Origin of the sequence: Halorubrum sp. ASP1, from assembly GCF_005435135.1 — an archaeon.
GTDB classification, from domain to species: domain Archaea; phylum Halobacteriota; class Halobacteria; order Halobacteriales; family Haloferacaceae; genus Halorubrum; species Halorubrum tropicale.
In genome coordinates, this window is record NZ_SGUA01000004.1 from 95352 (window position 1) to 113075 (window position 17724).

General features: G+C 70.4%; 19 protein-coding genes. 10 read left to right on the forward strand and 9 right to left on the reverse strand.

What is annotated here, in order from left to right; translation table 11 throughout:
* Positions 1-317 precede the first annotated feature (317 nt).
* The 3 genes from hpt to EXE48_RS07365 form a co-directional block, all read right to left on the reverse strand.
* On the reverse strand, positions 318-887 hold the full coding sequence (gene hpt, locus EXE48_RS07355; protein WP_049982181.1) for a hypoxanthine/guanine phosphoribosyltransferase: 570 nt from the start codon (positions 885-887) through the stop codon (positions 318-320).
* A 150-nt stretch (positions 888-1037) separates the two neighbouring features.
* The gene (locus EXE48_RS07360; protein ID WP_137711097.1) at positions 1038-1814 is read right to left on the reverse strand and encodes an enoyl-CoA hydratase/isomerase family protein; all 777 of its coding nucleotides are present in this window, start codon (positions 1812-1814) and stop codon (positions 1038-1040) included.
* An 87-nt stretch (positions 1815-1901) separates the two neighbouring features.
* Entirely contained in the window at positions 1902-2123 is a 222-nt protein-coding gene (locus tag EXE48_RS07365; RefSeq protein WP_053772016.1) for a hypothetical protein, read from the reverse strand.
* 126 nt (positions 2124-2249) lie between these two features.
* Here EXE48_RS07365 and EXE48_RS07370 point away from each other — a divergent pair, with 126 nt between their 5' ends.
* The gene (locus tag EXE48_RS07370; RefSeq protein WP_137711098.1) at positions 2250-3371 is read left to right on the forward strand and encodes a S1C family serine protease; all 1122 of its coding nucleotides are present in this window, start codon (positions 2250-2252) and stop codon (positions 3369-3371) included.
* Between the two features lie 107 nt (positions 3372-3478).
* Entirely contained in the window at positions 3479-4666 is a 1188-nt protein-coding gene (gene aroC / locus EXE48_RS07375; RefSeq protein WP_053772018.1) for a chorismate synthase, read from the forward strand.
* A 42-nt stretch (positions 4667-4708) separates the two neighbouring features.
* On the opposite strand, the gene EXE48_RS07380 is transcribed toward aroC, so the two are convergent.
* The 3 genes from EXE48_RS07380 to EXE48_RS07390 form a co-directional block, all read right to left on the reverse strand.
* Positions 4709-5710, reverse strand: a complete 1002-nt coding sequence (locus tag EXE48_RS07380; protein WP_137711099.1) for a DUF7544 domain-containing protein — start codon at positions 5708-5710, stop codon at positions 4709-4711.
* A 220-nt stretch (positions 5711-5930) separates the two neighbouring features.
* A complete protein-coding gene (locus tag EXE48_RS07385) occupies positions 5931-6188 on the reverse strand; it encodes a hypothetical protein (RefSeq protein WP_053772020.1) in 258 nt (85 codons plus the stop codon).
* A 151-nt stretch (positions 6189-6339) separates the two neighbouring features.
* Positions 6340-6909: a TIGR04206 family protein gene (locus EXE48_RS07390; RefSeq protein ID WP_137711100.1), complete on the reverse strand. Its 570-nt coding sequence runs from the start codon at positions 6907-6909 to the stop codon at positions 6340-6342.
* 88 nt (positions 6910-6997) lie between these two features.
* Here EXE48_RS07390 and EXE48_RS07395 point away from each other — a divergent pair, with 88 nt between their 5' ends.
* Both EXE48_RS07395 and EXE48_RS07400 read left to right on the forward strand, forming a co-directional pair.
* Entirely contained in the window at positions 6998-7855 is an 858-nt protein-coding gene (locus EXE48_RS07395) for a DUF7847 domain-containing protein (RefSeq protein WP_137711101.1), read from the forward strand.
* A gap of 24 nt (positions 7856-7879) precedes the next feature.
* A complete protein-coding gene (locus EXE48_RS07400) occupies positions 7880-8647 on the forward strand; it encodes a hypothetical protein (protein ID WP_137711102.1) in 768 nt (255 codons plus the stop codon).
* Positions 8648-8666: 19 nt separating this feature from the next.
* On the opposite strand, the gene EXE48_RS07405 is transcribed toward EXE48_RS07400, so the two are convergent.
* Positions 8667-10010 carry an alkaline phosphatase family protein gene (locus EXE48_RS07405; RefSeq protein WP_137711103.1) on the reverse strand — a complete coding sequence of 448 codons (1344 nt, stop codon included), beginning with the start codon at positions 10008-10010 and terminating at the stop codon, positions 8667-8669.
* Positions 10011-10146: 136 nt separating this feature from the next.
* On the opposite strand from EXE48_RS07405, the gene EXE48_RS07410 reads away from it, so the two are divergent.
* The 4 genes from EXE48_RS07410 to EXE48_RS07425 all read left to right on the forward strand — a co-directional run bounded on the left by EXE48_RS07410 (position 10147) and on the right by EXE48_RS07425 (position 14464).
* Entirely contained in the window at positions 10147-11118 is a 972-nt protein-coding gene (locus tag EXE48_RS07410) for a phosphoadenosine phosphosulfate reductase family protein (protein WP_121598874.1), read from the forward strand.
* 450 nt (positions 11119-11568) lie between these two features.
* On the forward strand, positions 11569-12573 hold the full coding sequence (locus EXE48_RS07415; RefSeq protein WP_053772026.1) for an arsenic resistance protein: 1005 nt from the start codon (positions 11569-11571) through the stop codon (positions 12571-12573).
* 132 nt (positions 12574-12705) lie between these two features.
* Complete coding sequence (locus EXE48_RS07420) at positions 12706-13434, forward strand: type 1 glutamine amidotransferase (protein WP_137711104.1); 729 nt, start codon at positions 12706-12708, stop codon at positions 13432-13434.
* 124 nt (positions 13435-13558) lie between these two features.
* Positions 13559-14464, forward strand: a complete 906-nt coding sequence (locus tag EXE48_RS07425) for a 4Fe-4S binding protein (protein WP_137711105.1) — start codon at positions 13559-13561, stop codon at positions 14462-14464.
* 343 nt (positions 14465-14807) lie between these two features.
* Here the strand turns inward: EXE48_RS07425 and EXE48_RS07435 are convergent, their stop codons facing one another.
* Positions 14808-16079 (reverse strand): saccharopine dehydrogenase family protein, encoded by a 1272-nt coding sequence (locus EXE48_RS07435; RefSeq protein WP_137711106.1) that lies wholly within the window; start codon positions 16077-16079, stop codon positions 14808-14810.
* 125 nt (positions 16080-16204) lie between these two features.
* Between EXE48_RS07435 and EXE48_RS07440 the strand changes: the two genes are divergently transcribed.
* Together EXE48_RS07440 and EXE48_RS07445 are read left to right on the forward strand one after the other, a co-directional pair.
* A complete protein-coding gene (locus EXE48_RS07440; RefSeq protein WP_053772030.1) occupies positions 16205-16468 on the forward strand; it encodes a hypothetical protein in 264 nt (87 codons plus the stop codon).
* The gene (locus EXE48_RS07445) at positions 16461-16670 is read left to right on the forward strand and encodes a hypothetical protein (RefSeq protein ID WP_137711107.1); all 210 of its coding nucleotides are present in this window, start codon (positions 16461-16463) and stop codon (positions 16668-16670) included. The genes EXE48_RS07440 and EXE48_RS07445 overlap by 8 nt, the downstream gene beginning before the upstream one ends.
* Positions 16671-16698: 28 nt before the next feature.
* On the opposite strand, the gene EXE48_RS07450 is transcribed toward EXE48_RS07445, so the two are convergent.
* Complete coding sequence (locus tag EXE48_RS07450; RefSeq protein WP_137711108.1) at positions 16699-17610, reverse strand: NAD-dependent epimerase/dehydratase family protein; 912 nt, start codon at positions 17608-17610, stop codon at positions 16699-16701.
* Positions 17611-17724: the final 114 nt, after the last annotated feature.

The following is a 17724-nucleotide window of genomic DNA, read 5'->3' on the forward strand; positions in this document are numbered from 1 at the left end:
AGCGCCCGGCAGGGCGCGAGGTGCGCGTGCGAGGGACGCGGCGACCGGAGCGAAGCGACGGGAGCCGCGAGGCTGGGGAGGCGTGAGGGTGCGGTACGGGGCGGGACTCAAAGGGGCAGCCGTGGGACGAAGGACGGCGCAGTAAGCACCGCAGCGACGGAGCGAGCAACGCGAGCGACCGAGCGAGGCGCGCAACGAGCCGCGCGAGTCCTCACGGCTGGGGCTTTAGAGGAGTTCGTCGCCGCTGCGTAGTCGACTACCTATAAGCGGCTAACCAGAAAATTCGCGGGTTTCACCGCGGTTCCGCTGCGGACGGCTTATTCGTCGCCCTGCGCGTCGACGATCACGACCTCGCCGTCCTCGACGGTCACGTTGATCAGCGTCTTCACGTTGTAGTCGGTGTCGTCGAGCTCGTTCTCGCCGGCCTTCTTGATCACGGCGACCACGTCGACGACGTCGGCGCCGACCTCGTCGGTGAGCGCGTCGAGGATGGCCTTCATCGTGCCGCCCGTCGAGAGCACGTCGTCGAGCACGAGCACGCGGTCGCCCTCCTCGACGTCGTTGATGTACATCTCCGACTCGGAGTAGCCGGTCTCCTGGAACAGCGGGACCTCGCCGTCGAGGCCGTACTGGCGCTTCCGGATGACCACGAGGGGGATGTCGGTCATCAGCGAGAGCGCGGTCGAGATGTGGATCCCCATCGCCGCGGGGGTGACGATCTTGTCGACGTTCTCGAGCTCAGCCTTCCGGATGATCCGGATGACGATCTCCCGGAGCAGCTCCGGTTCGAGCATCGGGACGCCGTCGCTGATCGGGTGGACGAAGTACTGGTACTCGCCTTTCTCGATGATCGGCGCGTCGAGGAGCGACTGCCGCAACTGGTCCATGTCGCGGGTACTCGGGCGGATTAATAAAGCGTGGCGGTTACGGGATCGCGGTGGGAGACGATGGCACGGAGGGCGGCGCCCGAACGTTCGTACGCGAACTGTCGATCGACATGAACGTCGCCGCAACAGACTCGCGTCCGCCGGAACTGTCTACTCGAACTCCGGCTCCCGTTTCTCTAGGAACGCCCGCATCCCCTCGCGCTGGTCGTGGGTGCCGAACAGGCCGGCCCACGCCCGGCGTTCGAGGGCGTGGCCGGTCGCCGCGGCGCCGTCCCCAGCCGCGTTCAGCGCCTCCTTCGCGGCGCGCAGCGCGGTCGCGGGCTTCGCCGCCAGCTCGCCGGTCAGCTCGTCGATCCGGTCGTCGAAGTCCTCGTCGGCGACGACCTCGCCGACGAAGCCGACCTCGGCCGCCTCGGCCGCGTCGATGCGCTCGCCGAGGAAGATCAGCCGCCGCGCGACCTCGTCGCCGACGAGGGGCGGGAGGCGCTGCGTGCCGCCCCAGCCCGGGATGATCCCGAGGTCGATCTCCGTCTGCCCGAGGACCGCGCTCTCGGCCGCGACCCGGAGGTCGCAGGCAAGCGCGAGCTCGCAGCCGCCGCCGAAGGCGTATCCGTCGACCGCGGCGACCGTCGGCGCCGGGAACGACTCGATCGCGTCCGCGACGCGGTGGCCGAGCTCGGCGTACGCCTGCGCCTCCGGCGTCGACATCTCGACCATGTAGGAGATGTCGGCGCCCGCGACGAACGCCTCGTCGCCCGCGCCGGCGATCACGAGGGCGCGCGCGTCGCGGTCGGCCGCCTCGTCCAGCGCGTCCTCGATCGCTTCGAGCGTCTCGACGGTGAGCGCGTTGAGCTGTTCCGGTCGGTCGACGGTGACCGTCGCGACCCCGCGGTCGTCGACGTCGAAGGAGATGGTGTCCCGGCTCATACGGCCCCCGTCGCGGGGCGGCGTGAAAACGGTTCGGCAGCCGGATCCGCGGTTCCGGAACCGGCGTTTGCGAGCGACGACCCCCCGTTAGACCTCTTCGCGGCTGTCGATCCCGGTGTAGATGAACCACGCCGTCGTGTACACGCCGACGAACAGGAGGTAACCGAGGATCAGGCCGCCGAGCTGGCGGCTCGCGAGCCCGCCGGGGAGCGTCCGCGAGAGGACGCCGAGCGCGAGCACGAAGACGACGAGCGAGAACAGCCCGGAGAGGGCGTACACGCCGAGGTCGGAGGTGAGGCGGTCGCGCACGCTCTCACCAACGGGATCCCGTTACATACCCCCATCGGTCCCGGACCGGACCGCGGGGGGACTCGGTCGCGGCGTCGAGGCCTCGGCGGCCGATCGCTTAATCGAGCGCGGCTCCTACCGGATGGTATGAAACGAACCCGACGCGAGGTCCTCGGGGTCGGGGCGGCGATCGCCGGCGCGTCGACCGCCGGCTGTCTCGGCGCGATCGGCGGGGCGACCGACGACGACGCTCCGCGAGGGAAACAGCAGATCGAGCCGCCGGTGACCGCCGACGACCCCGACTACGTCGACGTGTACGAGGCCGTCGTCCCGTCGGTCGCGCGCGTCCAGACGTACGTCGAGAGCCGGGAGACCGTCTTCGGGCCGGGGGAGGGCGGCGCCGCGGGACAGGGCTCCGGGTTTCTCTACGACGAGACGCACCTGGTGACGAACGACCACGTGATCGGCGATCCCGACACGATCTGCGTTCAGGCGACCGACGAGACGTGGGTGAACGCGACCGTCGTCGGTCGCGACCCGTACAGCGACCTCGCGGTCGTCGAACTCGACGCGGGGCTCCCCGGGGACCCGCTCCCGGTCGCGACCGACCTCCCGCCGGTCGGCACCCGGGTCCTCGTCGTCGGCGCGCCGCTCGGCCTGTCGGGGTCGGCGACCCAGGGAATCGTCAGCGGGCGTAACCGGACGATTCCGGCGTCGACGGCGCCCGGCCGCTTCTCGATCGCGGACGCGATCCAGACCGACGCCGCGCTGAACCCCGGCAACAGCGGGGGGCCGATCGTCACTCTCGACGGCACGGTCGTCGGCGTCGCGACCGCGACGCGGGGCGATAACATCGGCTTCGGCGTCTCCGCGCGGCTCGTGAACGAGGTGGTCCCGGCGCTCATCGAGACCGGGAGCTACGACCACTCGTTCATGGGCGTGAGCGTCGTTCGGGTCGATCCGCTGCTCGCGGCCGGCAACGACCTCCCGGACGCCAGCGGCGTCTACGTCGCCGGCGTCGTCGCCGACGGCCCCGCCGACGGTGTCCTCCGCGGCACGGACGGGGAGGCGACTGTCGACGGCGCGACGGTGCCGACCGGCGGCGACGTGATCGTCGCGCTCGACGGGACCGAGATCGCGGACAACCCCGACCTCTCGCGGTACCTCGCCCTGGAGACGGACCCCGGCGACACGGTCGCCGTCACCGTGGTGCGCGACGGTAGCGAGGAGACCCTCGACGTGACGCTCGGCGAGCGGCCCGAGCCGTGACGCTCGGCGAGCAACCTCAGCGGAAAGCTGAATTTGGGTGCGTGCGCCCGGTCGTCACCCGTTGCGCGGATTGCAACCCCTATATGCCCCCGGCCACACGTACCGGTATGAACGGGAACCGGTTCGGTCGACTCTTCCAGCTGACGACCTACGGCGAGAGCCACGGCGACGCGATGGGCGTCACCGTCTCCGGCGTGCCGGCGGGCGTCGAACTCGACGAGGAGGCCATCCAGGCGCAGCTCGACCGGCGCAAGCCGGGTCAGTCGATGATCACCACCTCGCGCGGCGAGCCCGACGAGGTCGTCGTCAACTCCGGCGTTCAGGACGGGTACACGACCGGCACGCCGATCGGCATGGTGATCCAGAACAAGGACGCGCGCTCGGGGAAGTACGAGCCGTACGTCACGGCCCCCCGGCCCTCGCACGGCGACTACACCTACTCGGCGAAGTTCGGCACGCGCAACTGGGGCGGCGGCGGGCGTTCCTCGGCCCGGGAGACGGTGAACTGGGTCGCGGCCGGCGCCGTCGCGGAGCAGGTCCTCGACGCCTCGGAGCACGACGTGGAGATCAAGGCCCACGTCAACCGCATCGGCGACGTGGAGGCCGACCCGGTGAGCTTCGAACAGCTGCTCGAACGCAGCGAGGAGAACGACGTGCGCTGTGCCGACCCCGAGGCGGCCGCCGAGATGCAGGAGCTGATCGAGGAGTACCAAGAGCAGGGCGACTCGATCGGCGGGTCGATCTACTTCGAGTGTCGCGGCGTCCCGCGCGGGCTCGGCGCCCCGCGGTTCGACAGCTTCCCCGCGCGGCTCGGGCAGGCGATGTTCTCCATTCCCGCCACGACCGGCGTCGAGTACGGGCTCGGGAAGGACGCGAACCACGTCGCCGGCAGCGAGCGCAACGAGGACTGGACGTTCGACGACGGCGAGTCGTTCGATCACGTCGAGAGCGACGAGGGCGACCCCGTCCCCGAGGGGAACGACCACGGCGGCCTCCAGGGCGGGATCACGACCGGCGAGCCGATCTACGGCGAGGCGACGTGGCACGCGCCCACCTCGATCCCGAAGAAGCAGCGCTCCGCCGACTGGGAGACGGGCGAGGAGAAGGAGATCCAGGTCGTCGGCCGCCACGACCCGGTCCTCCCGCCGCGGGCGGTCCCCGTCGTCGAGGCGATGCTGTACTGTACCGTCCTCGACTTCATGCTGCTCGGCGGTCGGATCAACCCCGACCGCGTGGATGGGAACCCGGGACAGTACGACACCGACTACCACCCGAGCAGCCCGGAGAACGAGTAGTCGGAGCCACCGGCCGGTCTCCGGGCCAGGGACTCCGCGGAATCACTCCCTGACCGCGCGTCGCCGCTCGGCGATGAGGTCGAACTCGGCGTCGGTGTCGCCCAACACGAACAGCGCGTAGTACCGGAGGTACGTCTGTACGGGCACCGAAACGAACAGGGCGACGGCGACGACCGCGAGCACGAACAGCACGACCGAGACGGCGATCAGGGCCGCGCCGACCGGGGTGGCGACCGAGAGGAGCGTGAGCCCAACGGCCCCGGTGATTGCGAACGGGATTGCGGCCGCGATCACGCCGTAAACGACCGCGACGGCCGAAAGGACTCCGGCCGCGGTCCGGAGCACGAACGCGAGGGCGACGTACGCGGCGTACTGCTTCCACTGCCCGGTCAGCACGGGCCAGAACCGGCGCCACGCGGATACCACCGACCGCTCCTCGACCAGCATCACGGGCACGACAAAGTTCGTCGTGAACCCCCCAACGAGGCCGCTGACGACGGTGAGTCCGAGCAACACCGGTGCCGCGAGAAGCAGCAGTCCGACGGCGACGGACCCCTCGCCGGAGAGCGCCGGCAACAGCGCTGGCGTGAGCACCGCGCCGGCGAGCGTCAGCGTGATGGCGCCGAGGAGGAGTCGGAAGCCGAAGAGCCGCACGCCGGCCCGCCAGCGGTCGCGCCAGTACCGCCGGATCGAGACCGCCTCTCGGCGGAGCGACTCGACGAATACGAACTCCATCACCGACCCGACGAACAGGAGTCCGAGGACGACCGCGGCGACGGCCGCCAGGACGGCCCCGATCACGAGTAGCTCGGCGCCGCCGGGGAGGACCGTTTCCGGTGGGTACGGCTGTGGGAGCGACCCCGGCTGGGGGCCGGAGCCGGTGGAGGCGCTCCCCCCGAACTGCGACGTCGTGGAGCCCCCGGCGCCGCCGACGAAAAAGACGACGAGCATCAGCCGGAGCCACCGTCCCACGTCGAACGGCCAGAGCAGCGACCGCGTCGCGTCGATCGCATCGTCGATCGCATCGACGGCGTACAGCGTCACCGTCCCCCCTCGCACGCCTCGCCCGGTCCGCGAGTACGTCCGCGCCGGTTCGGTCGGGGGCGGTCGCCGTCGGAGGCTGAGGGCGGGAACCGGGTTCGTGTCATCGCGCCCCTCGACGCGGTCGAGTCGATTAATCCTTGCGGGAAACCCGCCTCGACGCGCGCTCTACCACGCGGAACGCGACCGCGGTCGAGACCGATGTCGCGAAAATCGGCCCTGCTCAGACGACGATAACCGCGTCGACGACGGCGAGGGGACCAGCTCCCGGAACGCGACCGCGCGCATCCCGCCCGGTGCGAACCCGGATCCGACGGAGCACGGCCCGGTCGAGAGGGCCGACGCCGCCGACGGGCGCGCCCGTCGTCACCCCCGGGAGCGTCCCCCGTTCCAGTCCCGGGGCCGCGAGACCGAACACGCTGGCCGCGGTCATCGCCCCGGGCGCGAACCTGAGCGCGGCGTCGTACGTCTGGTGGGGCACCCGCGCTGAAGAACACGGGGACCGCGCCGAGTGGACTGGGGAGCCTCGCGGCGCTCGTCGCGCCGAGCACCGTCACGAACGGAGTCATGCGTCCCGGGTCCGGGAAGGAGAGCGATAGATGGGCCGGCCGGGGGCCGGTCGATCCGGGTCGTCACCGAGCGACGATCCGCCGGAGATCGCCTCCGTAGCGCACGGCGCCGACCGCGAGCGTCGCGACCGTTCCCATCGGGAGGACGGCCAGCCAGCCGGCGGTCGTCCCGACGCCGAAGCGCACGCCCAGCCCCGCCGCGACCCACAGGGTCGCGGCCGCCGCGAGCACGAGGAGGCCCCCCGTGACCCGGCGGTCCTCGCGGCCGAGCGCGACCCCGCTCGTGGCGCTCCCGGCCGCGAGCAGGTGGAAGCCGAGCGCGAGCGGCCACGCCCGGATCGACGGGGGGAGCGTCGCGAACGGGCGCGGCTGGTCGAGGAAGTACGCCCACACCGGGTAGCCGCCGATCCCGCCGCCGTCGCCGCCGAGCGTGACGAACCCCCAGAGGCTCACCAGCGTCGGGCCGCCGTCGCCGCCGGGGACGACCGCCATCGGGACCGCGAGCAGCGCGGCGACGAGGAGCCACTCGACCAGACCGCTGGTCTGCGGCGACGACGACTCTGGCTCCGGTCGCGAGGCGGTCCCCGACATCGAGTCCGACGCCGAGCGGGTAGCGCCGTCCGGGCTCTCCATACGACGGGTTCGGCGCCCGGGAGTAAGTATGGTCGGGACCTCGCGGGCGCAGAGAGGCTTTTACCGTCCTCCGCGACAAAGAGCGTCAATGCCAGCCCTCCGCTCGATCCGACCGGCCGTCGGCGGCGTCGCGAGGAATCCCGTCCTCGTCGCCGTCTCGACGCTGTTCGCGCTCGCGCAGTTCCCCGACCTCATCGTGCGGCCGACCGCGAGCCCCGGGCTCGCGGCCGCGGTCTCCGCGCTGACGTTCGGCGTGCTGATCCTCGTCGTCCCCTTCTTCCAGGGCGGCCTGCTCGCCATGGCGGACGAGGCGCTCGACGGTCGGACGGGCGTCGCGACGCTCGTCGCCGCGGGCCGCGACCACTACCTGCCGCTGCTCGTCGCGTACCTCGCGCTGGTGGGCGTGAGCCTCGCGTTCGGGTTCCTCTTCGTCGTCGGGATCGTCCTCGGCGTCGCAGGGAGCGTCGTGGGCGGGCCCGCCGGGTTCGTTCGGATCCCCGCCGAGGACGTCACGCTCGTCGCGGTGCTCGGAATAATCGTCGTCGGCCTGTTCGGCGCGTACCTGCTCGTCACGTTCTTCCTCCAGTTCTACGCGCACGCAGTCGTCGTCGAGGACGCCGAACTCGTCGCCGCGTTCCGCCGTAGCGTCCGGCTCGTGCGGTCGAACCTCGGGGCCGCGATCCCGTACACGGTCATCCTCGCCGCCGTCGGCGCGCCGTTCGGCCTCCTCGTCGCCGCCGCGTCGCTGACGCTCGCGCCGCCGCCCGCGATAGACACGGCCCCGGCGTGGCTGCCGAGCGTCGAACTCGGCACGCTGGGGACCGTCGGCGTCGGAGTCGGCGTGGTCGCGGTCACCGGCCTCCTCGGCGCGCTGTGGACGACCTACTCCGTGGCGTTCTACCGGGCCCTCGCGGAGCGGACGCCCGCGCCGGGGCGTCAGGCGTAACCCGTCCCCGCCCGTATCGCGCGTGTGAACACGAACGACGGCGGACACCACGACGCGGCGGTCGACGCGCTGGCGGGCCGCGAGTACGAGCGCGCCGGGAACCGGTATACTCGCGGGGGGCGACGCGTCCTGGCCGACCCGCGCCCCGATCGCGACCCGTTCGAACCGGACGAGAAGGGATGGATCGGGCAGGGGCTCCAGCAGCTGCTCGCGGCGACGGTCGCGTACCGCGTCGCGGGCCGCGACGGGCGCGCGACCCAGCGCGCGGTCGAGGGGCTCGCCGCGGCCCGCGACTTCGAGACGGTCCTCGACGAGCCGGGACAGACGGCCTGCCTCGCAGAGTTCGTGGCCGACTTCCGGGTCGCGGGCGGCCTCGACGGCGCCGAAGCGGCCTACGACGACGCGGCCGAGCGGTACGCGGCCGCGGGCGACGCGGTCGACTCCCCGCAGGCGCTCGCGACGACCCCGCTCTTCGAGGCCGCGGCCGCGACGATCAAACAGGTCGCGCGGGGGCAAGCGGACGGCGAGATAGCGATCAAGTGGGAGGACCTCCACGGGAGCGACCCGAGCCGACCGGGCGAGTTCCTCGCGCACCGCGCCCGGTTCAAGAAGCAGCGGTTCCCCGGACTGGTCGAGCGCGCGGTCGACGACGGCCACCTCGCCGCGCCCCGGGGGACGACCGAGTACAACAACGACACCCACCAGTGCCCGCACTGCGGGTCGACCCACGTGAACTGGGCGGGGACCGGGATCCTCTGTCTGCGCTGTTCGCGGCCGACGGCGGGGAAGTAACGCGCGGCAGCGAGCGCCGTCAGCTCAGCAGGCTCTCGCCGTCGAACTCGTCGTCGGCCTCGACGTCCAGCAGGTCGAGGACGGTCGGCGTCACGTCGAAGAGGTTCGCGTCGAACAGGTCGAGGTCGGGGTCGGTCGAGTACAGCAGCGAGTTCTCGAACTTGTGCATCCCGTTGCGCGGGCCTTCGGTGAAGACGGCCTCCTTGCCGGAGAAGCCGGACTTGAGGTCGAACCCGTCCGCGGGGATGACGACGAGGTCGGGCGCGATACCGTCGTGGTCGCCGTCGAAGACGGTCTCGCCTTTCACGATCCGGCGGCACACCTGTCGGCCGTCGGGGCCGGTGAGCGATTCGAGGTCGTCGATGAGCTCCTCGCGGGTCGCCTCGTACTCGGACTCGGGGACGACGCCGTTGGGCTCGCGGCCCTCCAGGTTGAGGTAGAAGCGCCCGGGGATGAGCGAGTACGCTCGCGTCTCGTCGTCGATGTCGGTGAGCGCGTCGTGGTCGTCGGCGGCGTACGAGAGCCACCCCTCGTCGGCGAGGAACTGGTTACAGTTCACCTCCCACTCCAGTCGGGTGAACCCGTGGTCGGAGGCGACGATCAGGGTGGTGTCGTCGTCGAGCGAGTCGCGGATCTCGCCGATGTAGCCGTCGAGCTCGCGGTAGAACGCCAGGAACTCCTCTTTGTACTCGCCGTCGGTGGCGTAGTCGCCGAACAGGAAGTGGTTCACGCGGTCCGTGCTCATGAACACGCCGAAGAAGAGGTCCCAGTCGTCTCGGTCGAGGTAGTGGGAGAAGGCGTCGTAGCGGGCGTCCAGCGTGGCGTGCGCGTTCTCGATGAACTCGGTCTTGTCGTCGTCGTGGCCGAGCTTGGCGTTCACGTCGATCCGGTAGTCGAACCCGTCGAGCGTCTCGCGCACCTCGTCGTCGCTCGCGGCCGACTCCAGGTCCGGCGAGAGGAACCCGGAGGCCATCCGCTGGATCCGGTCGGAGGGCGGGAACGTGACCGGGACGTTGAACACGGTCGCGTCGCGGCCGGCGTCGGTCACGCGGTCCCACAGCCGGGTCGCCTTCACGTGGCGCCCGAGCGGGACGTACGTCTCGTAGGAGTCGACCTCGCGGTCCTGAAAGCCGTAGACCCCCGTCGCGCCGGGGTTCTTCCCGGTCGTGAGGCTCGGCCAGCACGCGCTCGACTCCGGCGGGACGATGCTCTCCAAGCGCCCCCCGGAACCGGTCTCGGCGATGTCGGTCAGGTTCTCGAAGACGTCGGGGTGGTCCTCGACGAGGTCAAGCGGTACGCCGTCGATCCCGAGGAAGACGACGCGCTCGTCGTCGTCGCCGCGGAGCCGGTCGAACAGACCCATGGGCGACGGTTCCGGGGCGGCCGGCATATCCCTTGTGTTCCGCGGGACCGCGGCGGCGGCCGCCGACCGCGGGACCGACTCGCGGGCGACCCCGATTCAGAAAGCATATTGGTCTCGGCGGCGACTGCTACGGCGTATGAGCGACGACTTCCCGGCGAGCGTCGACGTCGACTACACCGACGGCGAGGGCGAGAGCCCGGGCGACTACCCGTCGATCCAGCACAAAATCGAGAAGGCGGTCGAGGTCACTCGCCGCGGGCTCGAACAGTACGACAACCCCGCGGTGATGTGGACGGGCGGGAAGGACTCCACGCTGACGCTGTACTTCATCAACCAGGTCGCCGAGGAGTACGGCTACGAGAAGCCGACCGCGGTGTTCATCGACCACTTCCAGCACTTCGACGACATCACCGACTTCGTCGAACACTGGGCCGACCAGTGGGATATCGACCTCGTGTACGCCCGCAACGAGGACGTGGGCGCCTACGTCGACGAGCACGGGTTGGAGCCGGGCGACGACATCCCCGTCGACGCCCTCTCGGAGCACAACCAGCACCACATCCGGGAGATTCTGGAGTTCGAGGAGGACTCGTTCCCCTTCCTGCTCGACACCTACGTCGGCAACCACCTCCTGAAGACGGTCGCGCTCAACGACGCCTTAGAGGAGCACGACATCGACGGCGTCATCTCCGGCGTCCGCTGGGACGAACAAGAGGCCCGCGCCGACGAGACGTTCTTCTCGCCGCGGCACGATCCTGATCTCTTCCCGCCGCACGACCGCATCCAGCCCATCCTCCAGTTCGCCGAGGCCGACGTGTGGGACGCCTTCTGGAACTTCGTCGTGCCGGACACGGTCGAGGCGTTCCCCGACGAGGGGTACATCCCGCAGGCCGACGACGACCTCCCCGAGGGCGTCACCCAGGAGGACATCCCGATCTCGCCGAAGTACTTCGCCGGGTTCCGCTCGCTGGGCAGCGAGGTCTCGACCGAGAAGACGACCGAGGAGCCCGCGTGGCTCCAGAACCTCGAGGACACGACCGAGCGCGCCGGCCGCGCCCAGGACAAGGAGGACCTGATGGAGCGCCTGCGCGACCTCGGTTACATGTAGGGCGAGCGGGCGACGCGCGGGAGACCGACGCACGACTCCTTCCTCGGCCGCGACTTCGGGGTCGATCCCATCCTGAAGCCGGACTGACCGTATACGGTTCCGCCGAGCGGTCACCGACGCGTGATTGTGTACACTAGGCACTGCTCTCGCCGTCCGTAATCTCGGATATCGGCGTCGCGAACACGTCATGAATAAGTCTCAGTGCCCCTCGTCGGCGAAGTGTGCGGCCGGAACCGCGACCGAGGGCCTCACGGTGAGTCACACGATTGTATAGACCATACATTTTTGGTTGCGTCGCACGATATCGCGTATAGCGTCCCGAAGCCGGTCGGCGACGTCGACGGCCGGCCGATCGGACAGTCGAGAGATGACAGATCGAACGCCCGCCCCACGGAAGAGAACGCATCGGCACGGCAAGCGCGCGCATCACAACTCGTCCACGTCCAGCAGATGATACGCCCGTTCCTCACCGGACTCAAGGAGAACCTCATCTACGTCGTCGTCGCCTCGCTGGTCGCCGGGCTGGCCGTCGGCCAGGTCGCGGGCTCGGAGACGACGTCGGTCCTCCGAGCAGCGGTCGTCCCGATCCTGTTCCTGATGATCTACCCGATGATGATCAACATCGATCTCCGGGAGGTGCTCAACGTCCGCGACCACGCCGGTCCCGTGGGATTAAGCCTGCTGATCAACTTCGGCGCGGCGCCGCTGTTCGCGGTCGCCCTCTCGCGGGGCTTCTTCGGCGGCGGCGTCGAGTACGCCGTCGGACTGTACTTCATCGCGCTCATACCGACCTCGGGAATGACCGCCGCGTGGACGGGCCTCGCCGACGGCGACCTCGAGGCGGCCCTGGTCGCGATGGCGGTCAACCTGTTGGCGGCGATCGTGATCCTCCCGGCGTACCTGTCGGTGCTCGTGCCCGCTGACGTCGGGTTCGACCCCTCGGCGCTGTACCGACAGCTCGCGCAGGTGGTGGTCGTCCCGATGGCCGCCGGGACGGCCACTCGGTGGCTGTTGCTTCGGCGGTATTCAAAGGCGGTTTTCAAGCGCCTGAAGCCGTTGTTCGGCGGACTGTCGTCGTTGGGCGTGATGCTGATCGTGTTCGTCGCGATGACGATGCGGTCCGGTCAGATCCTCGCGGATCCGGCCGCGTCAGTAGTGACGGTCGTCCCGCTGGTGGTGTTTTACGCGGCGGTCCTCGGCGTCGCCGCGGCCGTCGGACGGACGCTGCTCGACCCGCGGCGCGGCGTCGCGCTCGTGTACGCGACCAGCATGCGAAACCTGTCGATCGCGCTGGCGATCGTCGTCGCCGCGGACGCGGTGCCATCCGGGGCGGTGCTACCGATCGCGCTGGCGTACGTCATCCAGCCGCCGCTCGGCGCGGTCTACATGCATTACCGACGCGACGTCGTCGGCGAAGGGCTGTCCCTCCGCGAAGCGATCTCGGAGATCGTCTGACCGGGTGGACGCCTCGCTGCCTCGGTTCGGCACCGAACGGGCGCTGCCGGCTCTCGTCAGGCGGATATCGGTAGTGTGTGTATAGCACATTACCTGCAAAGTGATTTGGCCGCAGCGCGCCTCGGTAGACGCATGAGCGCAACCTTCGCAGTGATCGACGCGTCGGTCGGCGACACCCCTGCGGAGTCGAACCTCCGACGAGAGCTCGACGCGGACGTCGCCGTCTACAAGCCGAGCGAAGGGGAGTTCCCGCCCTCGGTGTCGGCGTCCGGCTGGCGGTTCGACGGCGTCGTCATCAGCGGGTCGCAGACCTCGGCGTATGACGATCGCGACTGGATCCACGAGCTGACGGAGTGGATCCGTCGGGTCCACCTGGCGGACGTCCCGACGCTCGGCATCTGTTGGGGCCACCAGTTCCTCGCGCAGGCGCTGGGCGGCCGCGTCGCCGACATGGGGGAGTACGAGCTCGGATACGAGCGGGTCGTGCGGCTCGGCGAGGACCCGCTGTTCGAGGGACTCCCGGAGCGGTTCACCAGCTTCGAGACGCACTCCGACCGCGTCGCCGAGCTTCCCCCGGGCGCGGCGACGCTCGCACGCAACGGCTTCGGCGTTCAGGCCTTCCGCCTCGGGAACACCTACGGAGTACAGTTCCACCCGGAGTACGACCGCGAGACCGCGGTCTGGGTGACTGAGGGGAAAGACCTCCCGGACGAGCGGAAGCGTTCCGTGCTGGAGGGGATCACCGACGAGTCCGTCGAGGCGGCGCGGACGAGCAAGCAGATATTCGGGAACTTCCGGCGCCTCGCCGAACGCCACCAGCCGGTCCGCCGGCCGGGCTCGATCCCACCTCGGACGAGGTGACCGCCGAGCCTCGCGACGGGCCGGAGTCGCGACGAACGGGCGGTACGGGAGATTGATTGTGTAGTATTGTGTGCTTTCCAAATTACTAAGTTCGACGCGCCGGACAGGATCGTCCGCGTCGAAGATGAGCCTGCGAACCCGAGCGAGCGAATTCGTGGATCGAGCGCGGTCGGCGGCGACCGGCGACCGGACGAAGCGACTCGTCGAGGCGTTCCGTCGGGTACGCGACGGGGACCCGTGGTTCGACAAGCGGGGGCTGGACGCGATCCGTCGCCGGCCGGTCGACGACGGCTCGATCGAACGACGGCGACGCGCGCAGCGCTACCTCGGCGTCGCCTTCGTCGGGCTGCTGGCGGCGGCGCTCTGGTACCCGCTCGTCGCAGGGGTCGGCGTCGTCGGCTGCGCCGCCGCGGCGGTCGGAGTCGGCGCCGTTCGCGGCCGGTTCTACTGTAATCACCTCTGTCCGCGCGGCGGCCTGCTCGACGGCTACGTCCGCCTGTTCAGCCGTGGAAAGCGGACGCCGGACTGGTTCAAGCATCCGCTGACCCGCGCGGCCGTGGGCCTGACCGCGGCCGGACTCTTGGGGACGGGACTGTACGCCGCGTGGCGGCAGGGCGGGTCGCTCGGCGTGCCCTTCCTCACGATGCTCGGCGTCAGCACGCTCGTCGCGGTGGTTCTCGGCGTCGTGTACCACCAGCGGGCCTGGTGTCAGATCTGCCCGGCCGGGACGCTCTCCCACGCCGTCCACCGCGTCGCGGAGGGGCTCGGTCGCGATCCGGCACCGCGCGTCGAGGTCGACGCGGACGCCTGCGTGAACTGCGGCCGCTGCGGGACGGTCTGCCGACAGGAGATCCGTCCGGGGCAGTACGCCGACGGGGAGGTCACGGACCACGGGAACGTGTTCTCGCCGGGCGGTCTCGAGGGGTCGACCCGCGAGGTCGACGGCGTCGTGGACCACGCCGACTGCCTCCAGTGTGCCGCCTGCGTCGAGGAGTGCCCGACGGACGCGCTGTCGCTCGACGAGGAGTAGCCGACCGCGAGCCCTCGTCTCACGGGCCGTCACGTGTCCGAAATACACAACACACCTGCGTAGTGTTACGCCTACTGCCACCGCGACAACCCCGCCGCGGTCATCTGCACCGACCTCGCGGGGACGCTCGGCGTGCCCGTCGAGGGCGAGGACCTCGTCACCGACCTCGACCAGTCGACGCCGGTCGACCGGGTGTACGCCGCGAGCGACGTCACCGGCGGCCGCCGGCGGATCGCGACCTCCGTGGGCGAGGGCGCTCGCGCGGCCACCACTTACTCGAAGAGCTCCGCGGCGCCGACTCCACCGACTACAAGAAGCGGGACTCGCGGTCGGCCTGAGCGGCTCACTCGCCGACGGTCGGTCCGGCCGGGTCGACCGAGACCGTGAACTCGCCCTCGCGCAGCCGGTCCGCGAGCGGGCGACCGATCCCCGACGCCGGGGTCAACACGCCGCCGTCGAAGGGCGAGTCGACGTCGCCGCGCGCCAGACAGACGGCCGACTCGCCGAGCATCCGCGCTGTGGCGCCGTACCCCGGGTCGCGGTCGGCGCCGAACTCGGCCTCCACAGTGAAGGGACCGTCCGACGCCGTCCCGCGTCCGAGGACGCGGATCCGGAAGTGGCCCGCCTCGGCCTCCTCCCGCGTTGGCCCCTCGCCCGGGTCTGGGAAGACGTGCCGCCGGAGCGCTGAGCGCAGCGGCCCGACCGACATCGCGGCCGTGAGCAGGCCGAGCCCGCCGGCGACGGCGCCCGCGGTCGCCGCGCCCCGCACCCCTTCGCCGGTCGGGACCACCTCCGAACACCGGAACTCGCGCCCCCACGGGTACCCGAGGAGCGCGTTGCTCCGGCGCACCACCCGCTCGTTCACCGCGGCCATCGGCGACGGCGCCGTCCACTCGCCGCGAAGCGCGTCCCGCCGTGGCCACCGCTGTGCGCCCGGGTCGACGCCGCTCCGCTCGCCGCGCGGCGCGAGCGAGTAGGGGTTCCGGAGCGTCTCCCGCGCGAGCGGGTCGGTCGCGGCCGCCTCGAACAGCTCGCCCGCGCTCGCGAGCGTGCCGCCGCTGACGCTCCCGCTGCCGCCGTCGAGGTAGATCCGGACCGTCTCGCAGGGCGCGCCGTGCGCCTCTCGCGCGCACGACTGCGCGAGCAGGGTACCCAGGTCCACCGGGACCGAGTCGAACCCGCAGCTGTGGACGATCCTGGCGTCGGCGTCGACCGCCGCCTCGTGGAAGCGGTCCACGGTCTCGCGCACCCAGTTCACCTCGCCGGTGAGGTCGCAGTAGTCCGTGCCGGTCTCGACGCAGGCCTCGACCAACGGCGTCCCCAGCCGGGTGTACGGGCCGACCGTCGTACACACCACCTCCGCGTCTCGGGCGACCGCGCGCAGGCTCTCGGGGTCGGTGGCGTCGCCCACGACGACGGCCACGTCGTCCCGCGCGTCGCTGCGACGGGCGAGGTCGTCGGCGACCGCGTCGAGCCTCGCTCGGTCCCGGCCGCCGACGGCCAGCGAGAGCTCGTCGGGACCGTACCGCTCGGCGAGGTACTCGGCCGTGAACCGCCCGGCGACCCCGGTCGCGCCCCACACAACGACGTCGTGCGTCGGCTCGGCGTCAGTCATTCGAGAGGGGCTAGGGGGCCGCGTCGGTAAACTGGTGCGGTACCGCGTGGCGACCTCCGGCGATCGTGGCGTCACGAGACCCCGACACGCGCTACCTCTTTAACGCCGGGGCCGTAAACAGTGATATGGCCGTTGGCACTCGGTTGTCACTACAGCTCGCCGACTTCGGTACCCGCTCGCTCGTCACGCACAGCCTGATGGTGTTGGGGTTCATCGGGGCGGTGTACACGGGGCTGTTCGTCGAGGGACAGGTCGGTACCGTCTCGATGGCGGCGTTCATCAACTTCACGGCGGGGCTGTGGATCTCGCAGTCGATCCACTCGCTCGGCAACGCCGCGACAGACGACGAGTACCAGGGCGTCCTCAAGGAGATCCTAAACCGTGTCTAGCGAACCCGGGATCGACACCGCCCGATTCGGGCGGATCCTGGCGCTCGTCGGCTTCGTCACGACCGTCTTCCTGTTCCTCACAGCGCAGCGACTGTCCGGTGACGCGTTCCAGATCGGCGCCGTCGCCATCGGGATGGTGGGGCTGATCACCGCCATCATCGGCTTCCTCGTCGCTGCCGGCAGCGCGGTCGACTCGTCCTGACCGCCGCCGTCTTCGTCCCCGTTCGAAACTACTGGTACGGTTTGCAGACGAGTTCGACGCCCTCCTCGAAGCTAATTTCGGGCTCCCAGCCGGTCGCTTCGTGGAACTGCGAGTAGTCCGCCATCGTGTCGTGGACGTAGCCGTCGAACGGACACTCGATGTACTCGGGGTCGACGTCGGTGCCGAGCGCGTCGTTGATCATCGCGACCATCTCGTTGAACGAGTACGCCTCCTGCGTGCCGACGTTGTACACGCCGGTGAGCTCGTTGTCGGCCGCCAGCTCGCACGCGCGGGCCACGTCCGAGACGTGCGTGAAGTCGCGGGTCTGGGTGCCGTCGCCGAACAGCTCGGGTGGCTCGCCCGAGGCGATCGCGTCGGCGAACTGCGCGACCGTGTTCGCGTACTCGCCTTTGTGCTCCTCGTTGCCGCCGAAGCCCTGGTACACCGAGAAGAACCGGAGGCCGGCCATCGCCATGTCGTGGTGGTTGGCGTAGTACTCGGCGTAGCGCTCGCGCGCGAGCTTCGAGGCCTCGTAGGCGGTGCGCGCCTCCACGTCCATGTCGACCGGCGAGGGCTCGGTGCGGCTCCCGTAGATCGAGGAGGTCGAGGCGTAGACGACGGTGTCACAGCCCTCCTTTCGAGCGCGTTCGACCGTGTTGACGAACCCCTCGACGTTAACGCGGCAGCCGCGCTGAGGGTCGCTCTCGTGCATGTTCCGCGAGGAGAGCGCGGCGAGGTGGAAGACGGCGTCGACGTCGACCGGGAACTCGCCGTCGACGACGGAGGCCTCGACGAACTCGACGTCGTCGTCGAGGTTCTCGGGCGTGCCGAGATAGGTGTCGTCGACCGCGATCACGTCGTTGTCGGCGGCGAGGCAGTTCGCGAGGTTCGAGCCGATGAATCCCGCGCCGCCCGTGACGAGGACTCGTTTGTCCTTCATGAACGAGTGTCCTCAGAGCCGACGGTTCAGCGCTTCGGTTTCGCGAGGATGACCGAGGCGGCGGGCGGGCGGACTCGCGGCTCCGCACGCGGCGAAAGCGACTTGCTCGCGGCG